Raw genomic sequence first — 15287 nt, 5'->3', positions numbered from 1 at the left:
AACTATTTTTGCTATGTTCAACAATAAAATTTTACAATGATGAAAACACAATACTTTCTTACAAGATTTAAAGTCTCTGGACTTGTTTTAATCATTGGAATTCTTGTGGCCTCCTGTGGTTCTTTTCAGGAAGCTTCCTATTATGATAATGATGGAATATATAGTGATGATATTGCTTATTATGAAGATACTCAAGAACCCAATACTGAAACTGAGGAAGAGGCCGCTCCGGCCAATGTCGTTATAACCGATTATGAGGGTTATTTTGGCAACAGGGCCAAAATGTTGGATAAAGCTATCCAATATCAAGAAGAGAATGAAATTTTTACCGATGTTGAAGACTATTCAAGTACATCGGCAGACAGCACTGATGTATCCCAAAATTATAATGTTCTCGATTACGACCAAGGATATCCCGGATGGGGTGAAAATCCGGACCGAACTATTGTAAATGTCTACAACAGTGGTTGGGGCTACGGTGGTTACGGATGGGGTTATGGCGGTTGGTATGACCCTTATTGGAGCCCTTATTACGGCGGATGGTATGGTTATGGCTACGGTTATGGTGGCTGGTACGGACACGGATGGGGATGGAGCTACTACAACCCATGGCATTATAGATCCGGTTGGTATGGCTACGGATATGGGTATTACCCTTATTACGGACACCGTTATAGAAATCGCAACTATGCATACACCACCTCACGAAGAGGATATTATGGAAGAAATACAGCTGCTATTGCTGACAGAAACGAACGAATAGCACGAAGGAGCAATACTGTAGGCAGAACCTCCAGAGGGTATTCACGAGCTACTACAGCTACCGGACAAACCAGAGGTCGAAGTACTGTTACCCGAAGGGGATATTCCAACAGTTCAAGAGTTGGTGTAGACAGTCGCACGAGGAGGTCATCCGGTTATTCCCGGGAAACAACTACTACGAGAAGAAATTCCAACTCGACATATTCAAGATCATCGAGTACCAGAAGAAGTAATTCAACTTACTCAAAATCTAATTCAACAAGACGTAGTCCTAGTACATATTCCCGATCTTCTTCAACCAGAAGCAAGGGAACCACAACAAGGTCTTCCAGCGGCTCTACCAGATCTTCTAGCGGAGGTACGCGTTCACGTAGCGGCGGTGGCAGAAGAGGCGGATGATAATTTGTTATAACAAAATTTCATAACAATATAAGCATTTAATCAAAATGAAAAAGCAATTTTTATATATCGTGGCGGCTCTCGCCACAGTGGGAAGTTTTGCGCAAACCAAAAATGATGTGGCTGCATACAGCACAAACAATCTTAACGGAACGGCCCGATATCAAAGTATGAGCGGAGCATTTGGTGCTTTGGGTGGTGATATGTCTGCCATCAATATCAATCCGGCCGGTTCGGCAGTGTTCAACAACACCTTGATCACACTTTCGGCAACCAATTACCACACCGATAACAGCACCCAATATTTCAATGGAACCAGTGAATCTGATCTTTCAAAATTGAAATTCAATCAGCTTGGGGGAGCGCTTGTTTTTAAAAATAGCGCACAAAATTCTCTGTGGAAAAAGTTCACCATGGCTTTTAACTACGAACTCAACAACAATTTTGAAAACGAATATTTTGCTGTAGGTGATGGAAACACTTCTATTGCCCAGTATTTTATAAACAATGCTGATGGTTTTCCTGAAAGCGACCTCCAGACTTTGGAAGGAGAGTCATTAACCGATGCCTACATCAACATCGGTCAGGATTTGGGCTACAACGCCCAACAAGGTTTTTTGGGGTATCAAACTTTTGTGATAAACCCTACTACTGAAGGAGGTAGCTCCTATGTTTCCAATGGGAGTTACACCAACGCCATCGGGCAAGAACAATTGGTTATCACTTCCGGTTATGACAGCAAATTCACCATGAATTTTGCTTCGCAATACACCGAAAATTTCTATATGGGAATGGGATTGAATATCCACGGTATCGAACGCAGAAAGATTACCCAATTTGATGAATATGGTTATGATGAAAATTCGAACTTGCAATATGTTCAATTCGACAACGACCTCTTTACCTACGGAAATGGATTTTCGTTCAATATCGGGGGAATTGCCAAACTCAATGATATGGTTCGTGTAGGTTTGAGTTATGAATCGCCAACATGGTATAATATGACCGACGAACTCACACAAAGTATCAATACCGATTATTATGCCAATCCGGACGATGCCGAAACCAGCTTTGCAGAAGTAGCACCAAATACGGTGATGGTATTCCCCGATTACAAAATACAGATTCCGGGAAAAATAACCGGAAGTATGGCTCTTGTTTTTGGGCAAAATGGCTTACTGAGCTTTGATTACGGATATCAAGACATGTCGAATGCCAAATTAAAACCCACTTCTGACGAGTTTTTTGCTCAAGAAAATCAGGAAATTGAAAATGAATTCAAAGCAGTTTCCACAATGCGACTTGGAGGTGAATGGAAGATCAATAGATTGAGCTTAAGAGCCGGTTATCGCTTTGAAGGAAGTCCGTATGAAAATGAAACAACCATAGGCGACCTGAACGGGTATTCCTTAGGAGCGGGATACAGTTTTGGTTCCACCAAACTCGACCTCGGATTCAGTCAGGCGCAACGCGATTACAATCCGCAGTTGTATGACACAGGATTGGTTTCTACCGCTGCCGTAGATAGTAAAAATACAAACGTGACTTTATCGCTTACGTTTAATTTATAAGACAGCATCCAAAAGACCATTTTTTGTCAGGTTGAGCGCAGTCGAAACTTATTTTGTTTGACTCGCAAAGATTGTTTAGTTCTCGACTGCGCTCGAACTGACAACATTCAATTTTCATTACTTTTCACCCCCTTTCCTTCAGCTACCCCTTTTCCCAAAAAAGAAAATCTTTTAAGTTCTTTTTTAGTATTTCTTCCCATCCGGCAATGAAATTTTCCCTTGAAAAATCACTTCCGCCGTCGGCAAGATTCTCGATGCCGCTATGCTTTAGTTTTAACTTTGTTTTTTTACCGTGTGGACGCAGTTGCCAGTTCAACACTGAGATCCCTTTGGATAATTCCGGGTAGCTCCACGTATGGCGCAGGCGTTCTTCCGGAATAATTTCCAATATTTTACACACATGTTTGAAATTGGTTCCGCCGGGTTCGTAAAAATAAAATTCGTTTCCATGCTTCAATTCAAAATTGTTGACCACAAAATACCATGCCTTCATTTTTTCAGGATTCGTCAAAGCACTCCAAACCGTTTTTACATCGGCATCAACAGTAGTCTCTACAATAATTGTCTGATCTTTCATCTATTTAAAAATTTTGTTTTCAAATTTAACTTATCAGCTAAAAAGTCCTCCCCAAAACCCTCCCCCCTGCCTACCGGAAGGCAGGTAACCCCTCCTGATGCTATGATCAGGATAAATCCAAAGGAGGGGAGTCCGTAGTCCCCCTTAACTATGTAGGAAATATAGGATGTCCTTCAGAATAACACACTCGATATCAGCTTAGGGTTTTATTTTTCTGATAAAAATACCGCCTCAATTCATCCAAATCACCAGCCAATCCCCTTATTTTAAGAAAAAGCCTGTTAAAAATTTGAAAGTTCCCGGTAGAAATTACTACTAATGAGAACGGAGATACAATTTACAATTCCACTAAGTAGGTCTTATCCCTCGATACATCGGAGCTGCTTCAGAGTATTAAAATCTCACTTAGTCAGTAACGGTAATAGGCTATAAATATGTATCTTTGCTGTCAATTTTTTTAATGACGGCATTTTCTTTTGGTATTATATACGCTAAAGGATTAAGATATGGTTTTCCGCCATTAAAATTATAACTTAGAGGGATAAAACGTCCACAACCAAGGTTTTTAGACGTTTAAAGCAAATGAAAATAAGCAAATGAAAATAGATAACACTTTAGAAGAGCATTTTGAAGAGATTGGGAATGACCACGCATCTTCTGCCGCGGAAACTCCAATGCGCGATGATGCTTTTGACATTTCTGATGATGAAAAAATAGAGCAAATTCAAACTCAGGTGTACAACATTATGGAGACGCTTGGTTTGGACTTGACCGATGATAGCCTGAGGGGGACTCCAAAGAGGGTGGCTAAAATGTTTGTAAAAGAGATTTTTTCCGGCTTACACCCCGACAGAAAGCCAAAAGCCTCTACATTTTCAAACAAATACAAGTACGGTGAAATGCTGGTCGAAAAGAACATTACTGTTTATTCTACCTGCGAACACCATTTGCTTCCCATTGTAGGAAGAGCCCATATCGCCTATATTTCCAACGGAAATGTGGTGGGACTCTCCAAAATGAATCGAATTGTGGATTATTTTGCCAAAAGGCCGCAAGTACAAGAACGTATGACCATGCAAGTGGTTCAAGAGCTTCAAAAAGTATTGGGCACCAAAGACGTTGCCTGTGTGATCGACGCCAAACACCTTTGCGTCAACTCCCGCGGTATCAGGGATATTGAAAGTAGCACGGTGACTTCAGAATTTGGTGGTAAATTCAAAGATCAAGCCGTCCGTCGGGAATTTTTGGACTACATAAAACTGGATACCACCTTTTAATATCAAAATCTTGACAATTAGTTCATCTGTAATAATTATTTTTACCGTTATCACTCATTTTTTTTGAAAAAACACCTCATTATAAATGCTGTTTAAAGATCAGGAACTTAAGATTTACAATTCGCTTAGCGGAGAAAAAGAAGTATTCACCCCCATTACCGAAGGCTATGTAGGCATGTATGTATGCGGTCCTACGGTTTATAGCAATGTTCATTTGGGTAATTGCCGAACCTTTATTTCTTTTGATCTGGTCTTTCGTTACCTAAAGCATTTGGGGTACAAAGTGCGCTATGTGCGTAACATCACCGATGCCGGGCATTTGGAAAACGATGCCGACCAGGGTGAAGACCGTATCGCTAAAAAAGCACGCTTGGAACAGATTGAACCCATGGAAGTAGTGCAGCGTTATACCGTTGATTTCCACAATACTTTGAACAAGTTCAACAACCTGCCGCCAAGTATTGAACCTACGGCAACCGGACACATTATCGAGCAGATAGAAATTATTAATGAGATTATTGAAAAAGGTTTCGCCTATGTCGTGAACGGATCGGTTTATTTTGATGTCCTTAAATTCAACGAAACACACGAATACGGCAAATTAAGTAAACGTAAAGTCGAAGATCTTATCCACAATACCCGCGAAACAGCCGGACAATCAGAAAAGAAAAATCCGCAGGATTTCGCCCTTTGGAAAAAAGCCGAACCACAGCATATTATGCGCTGGCCTTCGCCATGGAGCGACGGTTTTCCGGGTTGGCACTTGGAATGTACTGCCATGAGCACCAAATATCTGGGCGATCACTTTGATATTCACGGTGGCGGAATGGACCTGAAATTCCCACACCACGAATGTGAAATAGCACAGGCAGAGGCTTCAACAAACACTTCACCTGTTAATTACTGGCTACATGCCAATTTATTGACGCTGAACGGTAAAAAAATGGCGAAATCGACCGGAAACAATATTTTACCACATGAAATATTCACCGGAAATAACGATACCCTAAGCAAGCCTTTTACGCCTTCAGTGACGCGATTCTTTATGTTACAGGCGCATTACCGCAGCATTTTGGATTTTAGTAACGATGCGTTATTGGCTTCTGAAAAAGGATTTAACCGCTTGATGGATGCCTATCACCTATTGGGTGATCTAAAGACAGGTAATTCCACAAGCTTTGATATCAAAACATGGAAGCAAGACTGCTACAACGCCATGAACGACGATTTCAACAGTCCGATTCTTATTGCGAATTTGTTTGAAGCCGTTAAGCAGATCAATCTGATTAAAGAAGAAAAAGCAACGATCACTGCCAACGACCTCAGCGAACTCAAAACAAGTTTAAGCGATTTTATTTTTGACGTACTCGGTTTGCAAGACGAAAGAAATGTTCAAGACAGTTCATCAGATAAACTTACAGGAACAGTGGAATTGCTTATCAAATTGCGTGCTGAAGCAAGGGCCAATAAAGATTTTGCCACTTCTGATAAAATTAGAGATCAACTGGCGGAATTGGGTGTACAGCTCAAAGATGGAAAAGACGGAACGACTTTTAGTTTGCAGTAAATAAAACATTTGTTTAAAAAAATACTCATAGCGCCTTTTATCTTTTTGGTACGCGTGTATCAAACCGTTATATCGCCCATAACTCCGGCTACGTGCAGATACTCCCCTACCTGTTCTCAATACACGGTAGAGGCTTTAAAAAAACACGGTCTATTCAAAGGTGGATGGTTGGCTGTAAAAAGGATTGTGAGTTGCAATCCATGGGGAGGTAGTGGTTATGATCCGGTGCCTTGATAGTTAAAAAGTTTAAGATTTAAGGTTCAAGGTTTAAAATTCAAAGTTCTGAGTTTAGAGTTCAATATCATATTGTACCATTACTAATTCTTCAACTTTTTTAAATTCAATGTCTGAAGTAATCAAAGGCAACCCCAAATACAAGGCTGTAGCAACTATAATACTATCCGGGAGTTTTAAATTATATGCCTTTCTTATTCTTATGGTTTCCTGCTTAATAGCAGTATTTATATTTATTCTTTTACATTGATCTATAAAATCAATAATAATTTTTTCTTCCTTCTTTGTAATTCCTTTAAAAGCCAAAAGCTCAAGTTCCGTAATAACGGAGATATATAATTGTTTATCATTGAGCAACTCTGCCAATGTCTCATCCCCATTCAGCAGATACAGAATTATATTAGTATCTAAAAACAGTTTATTCCCATTCATTACGGAGCTCTTTTTGTATAGCTAAAGCATCTTTTTTTAAACTTATCTTTCCGCAGTAATCATATACTTTAACACCTCTAGGCTTTAACCCTTTGGTTAATTCCTCCAGAATGCTTTTAATACTTTTTTTTGTTGCTCCTTGTTTTAATGTTGTTACCATAATATCCTGTTTAGGTTTTGACACTACATGCTAATTTACGGTTTATTTATAAAATAAGTTTATCCTTCTTTCAAAAAAACACCTTCCCTCATCCATTATTCCTTTACACTTCAACCTTTTATCATTTAACACAAAATTATCTTTAGCAGAATAACGCAATTGGCTATATTTACCTGATAAATAAACAAAACATGCACTTTTTGAGTATTACCTGGGATCCGGATGGGGTCTTTTTAGATTTAGGCTTTTTCCAACTGCGTTATTATAGCCTGATGTTCGTCGTCGCTTTTTTGCTGGGTTGGTTCATCATGAAAAAAATATACAAAAACGAAGGACAATCCAATGAAGCCTTGGACTCCCTTTTTATATACACTGTACTCGCAACTTTGATCGGAGCCCGACTCGGACATTTTATCTTTTACGAGCCTCATGTTTTTCTGGAAGACCCATTGAGCATCTTTCTGCCTTTTGAGTTCAGTCCGAAATTCAGACTCACAGGCTTTAGAGGGCTTGCCAGTCACGGTGCGGCCATCGGAATCATTATTGCGATGTATCTGTATAGTAAAAAAGTGATCAAAAAACCTATCCTGTGGATTCTGGACAGAATCGTACTCCCTATCACCATTGGCGGTGTGTTTGTACGTTTGGGAAATTTCTTCAACTCAGAAATCATAGGAAAACCCACAAATTCTGATTATGGCGTTATTTTCAAACAATTGGGAGAAAGTTTCCCGCGTCATCCGGCACAACTCTATGAAGCTTTTGGATATGTCTTTGTTTTTATTGCACTATGGTTTATCTATTGGAAAACCGATAAAAAAGACAAACTCGGCTATATTTTCGGCGTTTTCCTGATACTTTTATGGGCCGTTCGTTTTATCGCAGAGTTCTATAAAAAATCACAAGGCGGATTTGAATCTGCTTTAGGCTTGCTTTCTACAGGACAATGGCTCAGTATTCCGTTTATCCTTGTAGGATTCTATTTTATATTTAGACCATCACCATCATCAATTAAAACACAATGATTCATTTTATAGTCAGATTAATACTTTTCTTGGTCTTCATCTGCCTTTCCCTCATCAGTTGTGAAACCGGAAACAAAAAAGAAGTGAAAACAGAAGAAATTTCCTTTAGTAAAGACGGGGAATTAAATGTTTATCAAGGAGATTCTTTGGTCGTTCAAAACCTCAATATCGAAATCTCCGATGATGAATATGAGCGGCAAACCGGGCTCATGTACCGTGCTTCCATGGAAGACAATCAGGGAATGCTCTTTGTTTTTGAAGATGAAAAACCGCGCCATTTCTATATGAAAAACACGGAGATTTCATTGGACATCATCTACATCAACAGCGATATGAAAGTGGTAAGCATCATAAAAAATGCCGACCCCATGAATGAAGCCTCCCTCCCTTCCCAATTTCCGGCGCAATATGTCCTGGAAGTCAACGGTGGGCTAAATCAACAATGGGGATTGAAAGTTGGGGATAGTATTAGTTTTGATAAAAGTTGATTGGGTTTTAAGGGATGAACAAGTAAAAATTTCAAGTACCGATTTTATTTACGGGCAGAGCTTTTCATAGGAGGCGTTGTTAGGGTGCGTTTTTTATTCTCTATATTTAATTTTTCTTGTTTTAGCCATTTTAATTTTTTTCCTTTTCAGCTTTCCACCTTCAGTTTTTATATGGCTATATCTTTTTATAGAAATCCAATTTCCACTTTTGTCATACTTATACTCAATAGTATAACAAATATTATCATTGTCATTCCAATTTCTTTCATAAAATATTAAATCACCTTGTTCATTATATTTATTTAAAGGCTTTTGTTTTTTGTCTCCAGAATGATTTATAGCTCTATTGTTAGAGTTAACTAATTCGTTCTGATTGTTATACTGATTAACAACCATTATATTATTTTCATAATCGTAAGTTGCGGTTTCATAACCAATTAAATCACCATTTCCAGTAAAATTTTCAAGTCTGATTAAGTTCTTTTCCTTGTCAAAGTAATATTGGGAAATGTTTAAAATTTGTTTTTTAGAATTATAATCTACCTGAACAAAATTACTGATTGAATCGTATTTGTACTCGGTGTGTTTTGTTTGATACCCAATAATATTTATCCATCTTTTGTTATCAAGTCTAACTCTCCTTTGTAAGCTGTCATACTTGTAGATGTTTAACCAAATCAATTTATTTTTGTCATCAAACCTCTTTAAACTTGTTAGTTGCATTGATTTATTGAAGCTCTTATGCTCAATTTCCGTTTTGACTCCATCTGAATTATAAAAACTTGTTTTTTCTATAATTTGAGTTATGTTAGCGTTTTTGTCGTATTTGTTAATATTGATATTATAGCTTCCTATAGACTGCGAAAATGTCAGTTGTGATGAAAAGATAATAATCAATAAAATGTAGTTTCTCATTTATTTCGTTTCTGTAAATGTTCCCTAACGGCTGTGGGCTGTGGCGTGCCTGCCTGCGGCAGGCAGGGTTTTGTGACGAATTTAGCAAAAATGAACCGTACCATAGGAAAATCCGCAGGATTTTCCGAGTGGGCGAGGGGAAGCCATGGCTTGTAGCCAATGTTGGGCGTTCGGCATTTACCATTTGTCTGATTTAAATTCAAGACCTCTTTCTTTCAATAATCTGTTGGCTACTTCGCAAATTTCATAGTCCTCATCTTTTAAGGACATTAAAAAGAGATTCATTAACGATAAGTCAGACGGATTTGATGCTTTCAAAGCTCTAAATCTATCTTTTTTGTCAACTCCTTTTAATTTGTCAAAATACGATAGTAGCACAGAATGATTCGATATATCACCAAATATTGATAACTTAATGCTCCCTTTTTCTGTTTCGTATATTGCATAATATTTACATTCTCCTAGCCCGACCTTAATCATTTTAGAAAGATCATCTTCCGGCTCAAATGAATCAAATTTCTCTACATTTTCTGATGGTTCGCCATATTTTTCAGTTAGCATTTCCTTTAGTGAAAAATAATTGGACGAAAGAAAAGACCAATTGTTAGGTTCAGGAAATTTAACAACGATTTTGCTAACTAAATCCATTTGTTTTAGTGTTGAAACTCCAACGTAGCAGTCTTTGTAACCTGCGAAATCTCCATTTAGTATTGCGGTACCGTCTTCTGTCCCTAAGTGTGAAAAACCACTTTTTTTTATTTTAGAAACGTATTCGTCAAGTGTTCCGTCAATAGGAACATCTTTGAAAGATAGATGCTCTGATGTTTGAGCAAAAGTTAGCATTGTCGTCAATGCAAAAATCAATGTCAAAAAGAGTGTCTTCATATCTTTAATTTCTTTGGTTTCATTTTTTTACGTGGTGTTCGCCTATGCTGACGCCCAACTTATTTATATACCCAATGTAACACCGCATATCCCCCCTAAACCGGATGGATATGCACAATGGCATATTATATTTCTCCTTCAAATATAACCTTTTTTCCTTTTAGTGAAAAAAATGGTGCTATTGGGCTTTTCTACATAGTTTATAACATATTTTTGACTGCAACTCATAGAAATTAAGGTGGTACAAACCTTTATATTATAATAATTTTCTCTATGTTAGTCGCTATTATTAATCATTTAAATCTTATAGCCTATGGCATTAGACAATCTTATCAGTGTAAGCTTTACCAAAGAAGAGCTTGTCAAATTGGACAACCATTTAAAAGGGATCAAAGCGGTTTTGAAAGACAAGACCGTTAACCTTACCCCCGAAGAACGGGGACAGTACGGGCGTATTGCCAACCAGAACAAACTTATTGTAAACAAAGCCAAAAAGTACATGGAAACCCATCCGGACTGGGTGCCGCGTTTTGTGGACAAAAAAGAGTTTGACCGCGACTACGAAGCCCGTACCGCTGTGGAAGACCGCGTAAAGGCTTTGGAAAACCTGACCCAGCAATTGGTGGACACCAAAACCCTGCTGGATCACGACAACTACAACAATGCCCTTACTTTTTACCGTATGGTGCGCTTTCTTTCCGAAGAAAACGAACCGGGCGCAGGTACGGTTTATCAGGACATGAAAGTATTGTTCCATAAATCTTCAACAGAAGAAGAAGCTGTTGAAAACGGATAAAGACTGTTTAGCTTAAGTTTTAGGTTTCCCCATTCTTATCAAAAATATGCTTCTCAGTATCTTTATAGTTATCCCCTTAAGCCTTTTAAGCCTCAAAAAGGTGTTTCCAATCATCAAATTGATAGTTGTTGCCCCTCCCCGGTAGGGGTCTAAGCCCTTAAAAAGGACCTAAAAGGCTTAGAAATAACATTTATGAGCACCTTGTTCAGGGTTATCGACCCTGTCCGCCACCTTTCCAAGCGTTAAAAGCATTCTTATAACCATGAAAAAGGTATTTCGAATGACCTTTTTGATCATTGTTACCCCTATCGGGTAGGGGTATCACCCTTAAAAAATCAAAAATATCCTTTTGGATAAGCCTTAAAAAGACCTTTTTCCGGCCTTACAACTACCTATAACAGGCCCAACAACAATGATTTTCATCCTTCTAAGAATGATTTTAATGGTCAAAAAGATGTTTGGAAGGGGTCAGAGGGGTATCGGGGAGGGGGTATCCCCTATATTAACTTTGGAGAACTGGGCTAGTGCTTTTCATAGGATACGTTGTTGTAGCTAGTGCTTTTAATTATTTTCAATTCGGAAGAGTTTGTTGTCTTCTGATAGTTCCAATATAAAGTTGTCAGAATGATTTAATTCAACAGGCAACTTGTCTTTTAAAATTGATGCAACGAATTGAATATCATTTTCATTCACAAACTGTGCTATTTTCACTAATTGATTGTCGTGCATTAGCTCTTTTTTATCATTCAATAGAAAATCCATACTTGGCATTTCTTCATTCCTCGCAAAAAGGATATAAGCAATATCAAAACAAGAAATCTCACCTTGTTTTTTACCTGAACTAAAATTTGTGTTGAAAGCGGAAAACTTATATAATCGTTGTCCTTTTCTATTGGTTATTTTCTCATATTTCAATGCGTATTTCTCGTCATATAAGTATTCAGATACTGATGAGAAGTATTTATTGAATTTGTTTAATTGAGTTTTTACTTTTTCTTCGAATTCATCAGAAAATAATGCTTCATCAATTTCTTTTAGTTCATTGTTAAAAGAATTCAGATTGTCCTCAACTTCTTGCAGTTGTTGGATTGTATTTTCATATTCTCCTTTTATTCTGTATTTCTCAGTTAATTCACTAATTAAAAGTTCTAATTCTTCAAATGAATCGCTCTTAGCTATAATCTTAGATAGTTCTGATTCCTGACTTAACAACCTGTCAAGTTCTTTGTTTTTTTGCTCAAGTTTTTGCTCTAAATTAGGTAATTCATTATTGATAAATTTTGCTTTCTCTGTTATCATTTGATTATGGTAGTTTACCATATTTTCAAAAGATTTTTGTAATTCTCCTAATATGTCTGTTGCTTGATTATAAATTTGTTCTAGTTGTGGAAGGTCTATTTCTGACTTATTTGCTTCTAAATCATTTTTTGCCTCAATTATTAATTCCTTTCTAATATTTATTTTACTTATTTCGGAACTCAATTTGTTGATTTCATATTTGATTTGATTTAACTTATTTAAATCAGAATCAAAATTTTCGTTTAAGTTTAAATTGGATTTTTTGACATTTAATTCCTCAATATCGTTTTCAATAAGAGAAAGTGTAGTTTCGTATGCCGATTTAGTTTGAAATTTCTCTAAACGCTTTTTAAAATTATCTTCTTGTCTTATCTGTTGAAGTATCTCTTGTTTTTGATTTCCTTCGTTAAACTCACAGCCTAGTAGATATAGATATAACGTTTCATATTCAGCATCAGAAGTAAATTTATCTAATGTTTTTAAAGTGTTATTAATGCTTAAATCCTTGTAGCGAATGTTGTGCGAAATGATTTGACGAAAACTTGGTTTTTCTGCTACTAGGTTTGGGAAAAATAATTCTTTTAGTACATCTTCAAATTCTTCATCTGTATATTGCTGACGATTTATTCTTCTAATAACTGTTTTTCTTGAACTAAGGAAATTACGTTCTATTACCACATCATTTTCTTCCTTTGAAGTTAATGATTCTGATAAAGTAAGCACCACTAAAACTTCATTGTCTATTAGAAAGTCTTTTACTAGATTATATACTTCTTTTGGGTTTTCTGGGTCTTGCCATACATTATTTTTGTTAGCTCCAAAGCAGAAGTCAATTAGTTTTAAAACAGTTGTTTTTCCAATGTTATTGCCTGTAATACTTTCTTCACTTTCGTCTACAATTAAGTTAATACCATTGCGAAATGTAATTTCACGTATTACAGAGGAATATTTAATATTTATTATTTGAAGTGATTTTAAGAACATAATTTTACTTCTCCTTTATTTAATTCAGCCACATTAATTATATATAGCCAATCTAGACATAAAATATAAACTGGAAATGACATTTTTTTGTTTTTAGTTACTTTATGATATAAATCAAGCATATCTAGTTTATCAAACTCTTGCAGAGTTTCTAAAACTAGTGATGCATTAAAATATATGCTATTTTCTGGATGAATATTATCAGGTAGTAGCATATTTGTAATCTTTAGGGTTCTCAAATATTTTGCATCTGATAAATGCATCAACAACTAATATATCAATACACAATTCAATTTCGTCAATAGGTATATTGTTTAGATTACTGCTAATCAAAACTTTATTTTTAATGTTTTCTATAGTGTTAAAAAAGATATCATCTTTGTTATCTGTTTTTTTTAATTTTCTGTATTCCTTTTTTATTGAATTCAGAACTGAGTTACTTTTATTTGCACCTAATAAATCAAATTCTGTATACTTTTCATCTACTTTTTTATAATAGATGCAAAATTCTTCAATTACTTCTCGTGCATCATCAAGTTCATTAAATTGAATTTTTCTTTCAATTTCAAAACTATTAGAATTGTCGTCAATATGCGAATCATCCCATTTTTCAAGAGATAGAATATTTATTATTGTTGCTAAATTGCTATCTAATTTTATTATGTCAACTTCTCCTCCAAGTTCATCTTTTATGAATTCATAAAGTTCTCTTTGACTTTTTATGTTCTTTGTGAGAATATAATTCAAAATTGTCTTTATATCGAAGATATCATTCTTTGGGTCAAAGCTTACTGAATGAGGATTTGAGAATGTTTTTGTTCTTAAATCTGTGGCATCTATTGAAATTGAAATGAACTTAAAGTTATAGTCTTTATATTTTTTAAAAATATCTTTTGATAAAGTAGATTCAATTTTTTGTTTAGTGCAAGTAGCTGATACTTGGAAAATTATTTTGTTTTTATGGTCTATTAAATCAATAGCTTCAACATTTTGAGCACTACTATTTAAATTAATTAGTTCATAGCCATATAATAAATTGAAAAAATGTAGATAGAAATTCTCTGAATGCAAGTGAAGATTAAGAATATTTAATTTTCCTTTCGTTTGAATTCGATGAGCAAGTGTATGAATTTTTTCATCTATGTATTCAAAATATTTGCTTCTATTCATTCAGTTTTAAGTTTTTTCAAAGATAATTATTAATTTATGCTATCATTCAATTTTGAGTTCTGTTTTTTGGCATTAGCTACAACTTATTTATATCCCCATATTTTTACTGTTTATCCCAAAAATATGGCGGGCTATACACAGGTTTTATATGTTTTTTCTCTCTGGAAATAATCAAATCTATTTTAATAATCCTTACGGGATTCCGTAAATGGGGTATTTGTATCTATTTATTTCCTCCTAAAGTATGTTTTTTCTACTCAAGGATAGAATTTTTGTTGTGAAGGGAGTGAAATCTGTTGTGAAAATAAGTTTTATTTGCCTGCACGCCACCTGGCTCCTTCGCTATTGTTTTAGCATTTCGTCTTTGTTTCATGCTTCTGTTCATTTCTTTGCTCGTCCAAAGAAACGAACCAAAGAAAAGACGCCTTTTCCAAGGGATTTCAGCCCTTTAAACTATTAAACCAGATTTGACCTTTTTACAATCGGCTGAACCGGTTTGCAAACTCCGCGCTCCGCAAGCTCCGCTGAATCTCGGAGCTTTGCTGCCCCTATCCTGAGGAAAAGGGTTGTGTTTCGTTTCCATTTTGTGAAACATATTCAAGACAGACCTTTCCTTTTCCTATCGAGTGGAGCAAATTGTTTTTCTAATACTTTCCTACTGGTTAAACATTTCCCTGCACTGACTGGTTTCGTTACAAAGGAAGAGCCGTTTTTTGCTTTTATTATTATTTAGTACTTAAATCAAA

16 protein-coding genes are annotated in these 15287 nt (G+C 36.1%); 8 read left to right on the top strand and 8 right to left on the bottom strand.

The features are described from left to right. Positions 1-36: 36 nt before the first annotated feature. Together OOZ15_RS06500 and OOZ15_RS06495 are read left to right on the top strand one after the other, a co-directional pair. Entirely contained in the window at positions 37-1161 is a 1125-nt protein-coding gene (locus OOZ15_RS06500) for a hypothetical protein (RefSeq protein ID WP_265955145.1), read from the top strand. Between the two features lie 47 nt (positions 1162-1208). Further along, positions 1209-2732: an OmpP1/FadL family transporter gene (locus OOZ15_RS06495; RefSeq protein ID WP_265955144.1), complete on the top strand. Its 1524-nt coding sequence runs from the start codon at positions 1209-1211 to the stop codon at positions 2730-2732. A 142-nt stretch (positions 2733-2874) separates the two neighbouring features. On the opposite strand, the gene OOZ15_RS06490 is transcribed toward OOZ15_RS06495, so the two are convergent. Next, positions 2875-3309 (bottom strand): SRPBCC family protein, encoded by a 435-nt coding sequence (locus OOZ15_RS06490; RefSeq protein WP_265955143.1) that lies wholly within the window; start codon positions 3307-3309, stop codon positions 2875-2877. 596 nt (positions 3310-3905) lie between these two features. Between OOZ15_RS06490 and folE the strand changes: the two genes are divergently transcribed. The 3 genes from folE to yidD all read left to right on the top strand — a co-directional run bounded on the left by folE (position 3906) and on the right by yidD (position 6387). Further along, positions 3906-4586 (top strand): GTP cyclohydrolase I FolE, encoded by a 681-nt coding sequence (folE, locus tag OOZ15_RS06485; protein ID WP_265955142.1) that lies wholly within the window; start codon positions 3906-3908, stop codon positions 4584-4586. A gap of 85 nt (positions 4587-4671) precedes the next feature. Next, positions 4672-6153: a cysteine--tRNA ligase gene (gene cysS, locus OOZ15_RS06480; RefSeq protein WP_265955140.1), complete on the top strand. Its 1482-nt coding sequence runs from the start codon at positions 4672-4674 to the stop codon at positions 6151-6153. A gap of 9 nt (positions 6154-6162) precedes the next feature. Beyond that, the gene (yidD, locus tag OOZ15_RS06475; RefSeq protein WP_265955138.1) at positions 6163-6387 is read left to right on the top strand and encodes a membrane protein insertion efficiency factor YidD; all 225 of its coding nucleotides are present in this window, start codon (positions 6163-6165) and stop codon (positions 6385-6387) included. Between the two features lie 54 nt (positions 6388-6441). On the opposite strand, the gene OOZ15_RS06470 is transcribed toward yidD, so the two are convergent. Together OOZ15_RS06470 and OOZ15_RS06465 are read right to left on the bottom strand one after the other, a co-directional pair. Next, the gene (locus OOZ15_RS06470; RefSeq protein WP_265955136.1) at positions 6442-6819 is read right to left on the bottom strand and encodes a type II toxin-antitoxin system VapC family toxin; all 378 of its coding nucleotides are present in this window, start codon (positions 6817-6819) and stop codon (positions 6442-6444) included. Continuing rightward, positions 6806-6979 carry a hypothetical protein gene (locus tag OOZ15_RS06465; protein ID WP_265955134.1) on the bottom strand — a complete coding sequence of 58 codons (174 nt, stop codon included), beginning with the start codon at positions 6977-6979 and terminating at the stop codon, positions 6806-6808. Before OOZ15_RS06465 ends, OOZ15_RS06470 begins: the two co-directional genes overlap by 14 nt. A 191-nt stretch (positions 6980-7170) precedes the next feature. Between OOZ15_RS06465 and lgt the strand changes: the two genes are divergently transcribed. Further along, entirely contained in the window at positions 7171-8004 is an 834-nt protein-coding gene (lgt, locus tag OOZ15_RS06460; RefSeq protein ID WP_265955132.1) for a prolipoprotein diacylglyceryl transferase, read from the top strand. Next, a complete protein-coding gene (locus OOZ15_RS06455; RefSeq protein WP_265955131.1) occupies positions 8001-8492 on the top strand; it encodes a DUF192 domain-containing protein in 492 nt (163 codons plus the stop codon). Before lgt ends, OOZ15_RS06455 begins: the two co-directional genes overlap by 4 nt. A 93-nt stretch (positions 8493-8585) precedes the next feature. Here the strand turns inward: OOZ15_RS06455 and OOZ15_RS06450 are convergent, their stop codons facing one another. Both OOZ15_RS06450 and OOZ15_RS06445 read right to left on the bottom strand, forming a co-directional pair. After that, positions 8586-9407 (bottom strand): hypothetical protein, encoded by an 822-nt coding sequence (locus OOZ15_RS06450; RefSeq protein ID WP_265955129.1) that lies wholly within the window; start codon positions 9405-9407, stop codon positions 8586-8588. A 177-nt stretch (positions 9408-9584) separates the two neighbouring features. Further along, entirely contained in the window at positions 9585-10292 is a 708-nt protein-coding gene (locus tag OOZ15_RS06445) for a hypothetical protein (protein ID WP_265955127.1), read from the bottom strand. 313 nt (positions 10293-10605) lie between these two features. Between OOZ15_RS06445 and OOZ15_RS06440 the strand changes: the two genes are divergently transcribed. Beyond that, entirely contained in the window at positions 10606-11088 is a 483-nt protein-coding gene (locus OOZ15_RS06440) for a hypothetical protein (RefSeq protein ID WP_265955125.1), read from the top strand. A gap of 561 nt (positions 11089-11649) precedes the next feature. Here the strand turns inward: OOZ15_RS06440 and OOZ15_RS06435 are convergent. The 3 genes from OOZ15_RS06435 to OOZ15_RS06425 are packed head-to-tail and all read right to left on the bottom strand — an operon-like array spanning position 11650 to position 14541. Then, entirely contained in the window at positions 11650-13371 is a 1722-nt protein-coding gene (locus tag OOZ15_RS06435) for a DUF2326 domain-containing protein (protein ID WP_265955124.1), read from the bottom strand. Then, positions 13362-13586, bottom strand: coding sequence for an ABC-three component system middle component 6 (locus tag OOZ15_RS06430; protein ID WP_265955123.1), 225 nt, complete (start codon positions 13584-13586; stop codon positions 13362-13364). Before OOZ15_RS06430 ends, OOZ15_RS06435 begins: the two co-directional genes overlap by 10 nt. Continuing rightward, positions 13573-14541, bottom strand: coding sequence for an ABC-three component system protein (locus tag OOZ15_RS06425; protein WP_265955122.1), 969 nt, complete (start codon positions 14539-14541; stop codon positions 13573-13575). The genes OOZ15_RS06430 and OOZ15_RS06425 overlap by 14 nt, the downstream gene beginning before the upstream one ends. Between the last annotated feature and the right edge of the window lie 746 nt (positions 14542-15287).

Source organism: Galbibacter kalidii (assembly GCF_026241135.1).
GTDB lineage: Bacteria > Bacteroidota > Bacteroidia > Flavobacteriales > Flavobacteriaceae > Galbibacter.
This window is presented reverse-complemented; position numbering and strand designations above follow the sequence as displayed.

What these genes read in the sequence shown, in the direction of transcription:
- OOZ15_RS06500 (WP_265955145.1), top strand. Translation starts at nt 37, where the DNA reads ATGATGAAAACACAATACTTTCTTACAAGATTTAAAGTCTCTGGACTT.
- OOZ15_RS06495 (WP_265955144.1), top strand. Translation starts at nt 1,209, where the DNA reads ATGAAAAAGCAATTTTTATATATCGTGGCGGCTCTCGCCACAGTGGGA.
- OOZ15_RS06490 (WP_265955143.1), bottom strand. Translation starts at nt 3,309, where the DNA reads ATGAAAGATCAGACAATTATTGTAGAGACTACTGTTGATGCCGATGTA.
- folE (WP_265955142.1), top strand. Translation starts at nt 3,906, where the DNA reads ATGAAAATAGATAACACTTTAGAAGAGCATTTTGAAGAGATTGGGAAT.
- cysS (WP_265955140.1), top strand. Translation starts at nt 4,672, where the DNA reads ATGCTGTTTAAAGATCAGGAACTTAAGATTTACAATTCGCTTAGCGGA.
- OOZ15_RS06470 (WP_265955136.1), bottom strand. Translation starts at nt 6,819, where the DNA reads ATGAATGGGAATAAACTGTTTTTAGATACTAATATAATTCTGTATCTG.
- OOZ15_RS06465 (WP_265955134.1), bottom strand. Translation starts at nt 6,979, where the DNA reads ATGGTAACAACATTAAAACAAGGAGCAACAAAAAAAAGTATTAAAAGC.
- lgt (WP_265955132.1), top strand. Translation starts at nt 7,171, where the DNA reads ATGCACTTTTTGAGTATTACCTGGGATCCGGATGGGGTCTTTTTAGAT.
- OOZ15_RS06455 (WP_265955131.1), top strand. Translation starts at nt 8,001, where the DNA reads ATGATTCATTTTATAGTCAGATTAATACTTTTCTTGGTCTTCATCTGC.
- OOZ15_RS06450 (WP_265955129.1), bottom strand. Translation starts at nt 9,407, where the DNA reads ATGAGAAACTACATTTTATTGATTATTATCTTTTCATCACAACTGACA.
- OOZ15_RS06445 (WP_265955127.1), bottom strand. Translation starts at nt 10,292, where the DNA reads ATGAAGACACTCTTTTTGACATTGATTTTTGCATTGACGACAATGCTA.
- OOZ15_RS06440 (WP_265955125.1), top strand. Translation starts at nt 10,606, where the DNA reads ATGGCATTAGACAATCTTATCAGTGTAAGCTTTACCAAAGAAGAGCTT.
- OOZ15_RS06435 (WP_265955124.1), bottom strand. Translation starts at nt 13,371, where the DNA reads ATGTTCTTAAAATCACTTCAAATAATAAATATTAAATATTCCTCTGTA.
- OOZ15_RS06430 (WP_265955123.1), bottom strand. Translation starts at nt 13,586, where the DNA reads ATGCTACTACCTGATAATATTCATCCAGAAAATAGCATATATTTTAAT.
- OOZ15_RS06425 (WP_265955122.1), bottom strand. Translation starts at nt 14,541, where the DNA reads ATGAATAGAAGCAAATATTTTGAATACATAGATGAAAAAATTCATACA.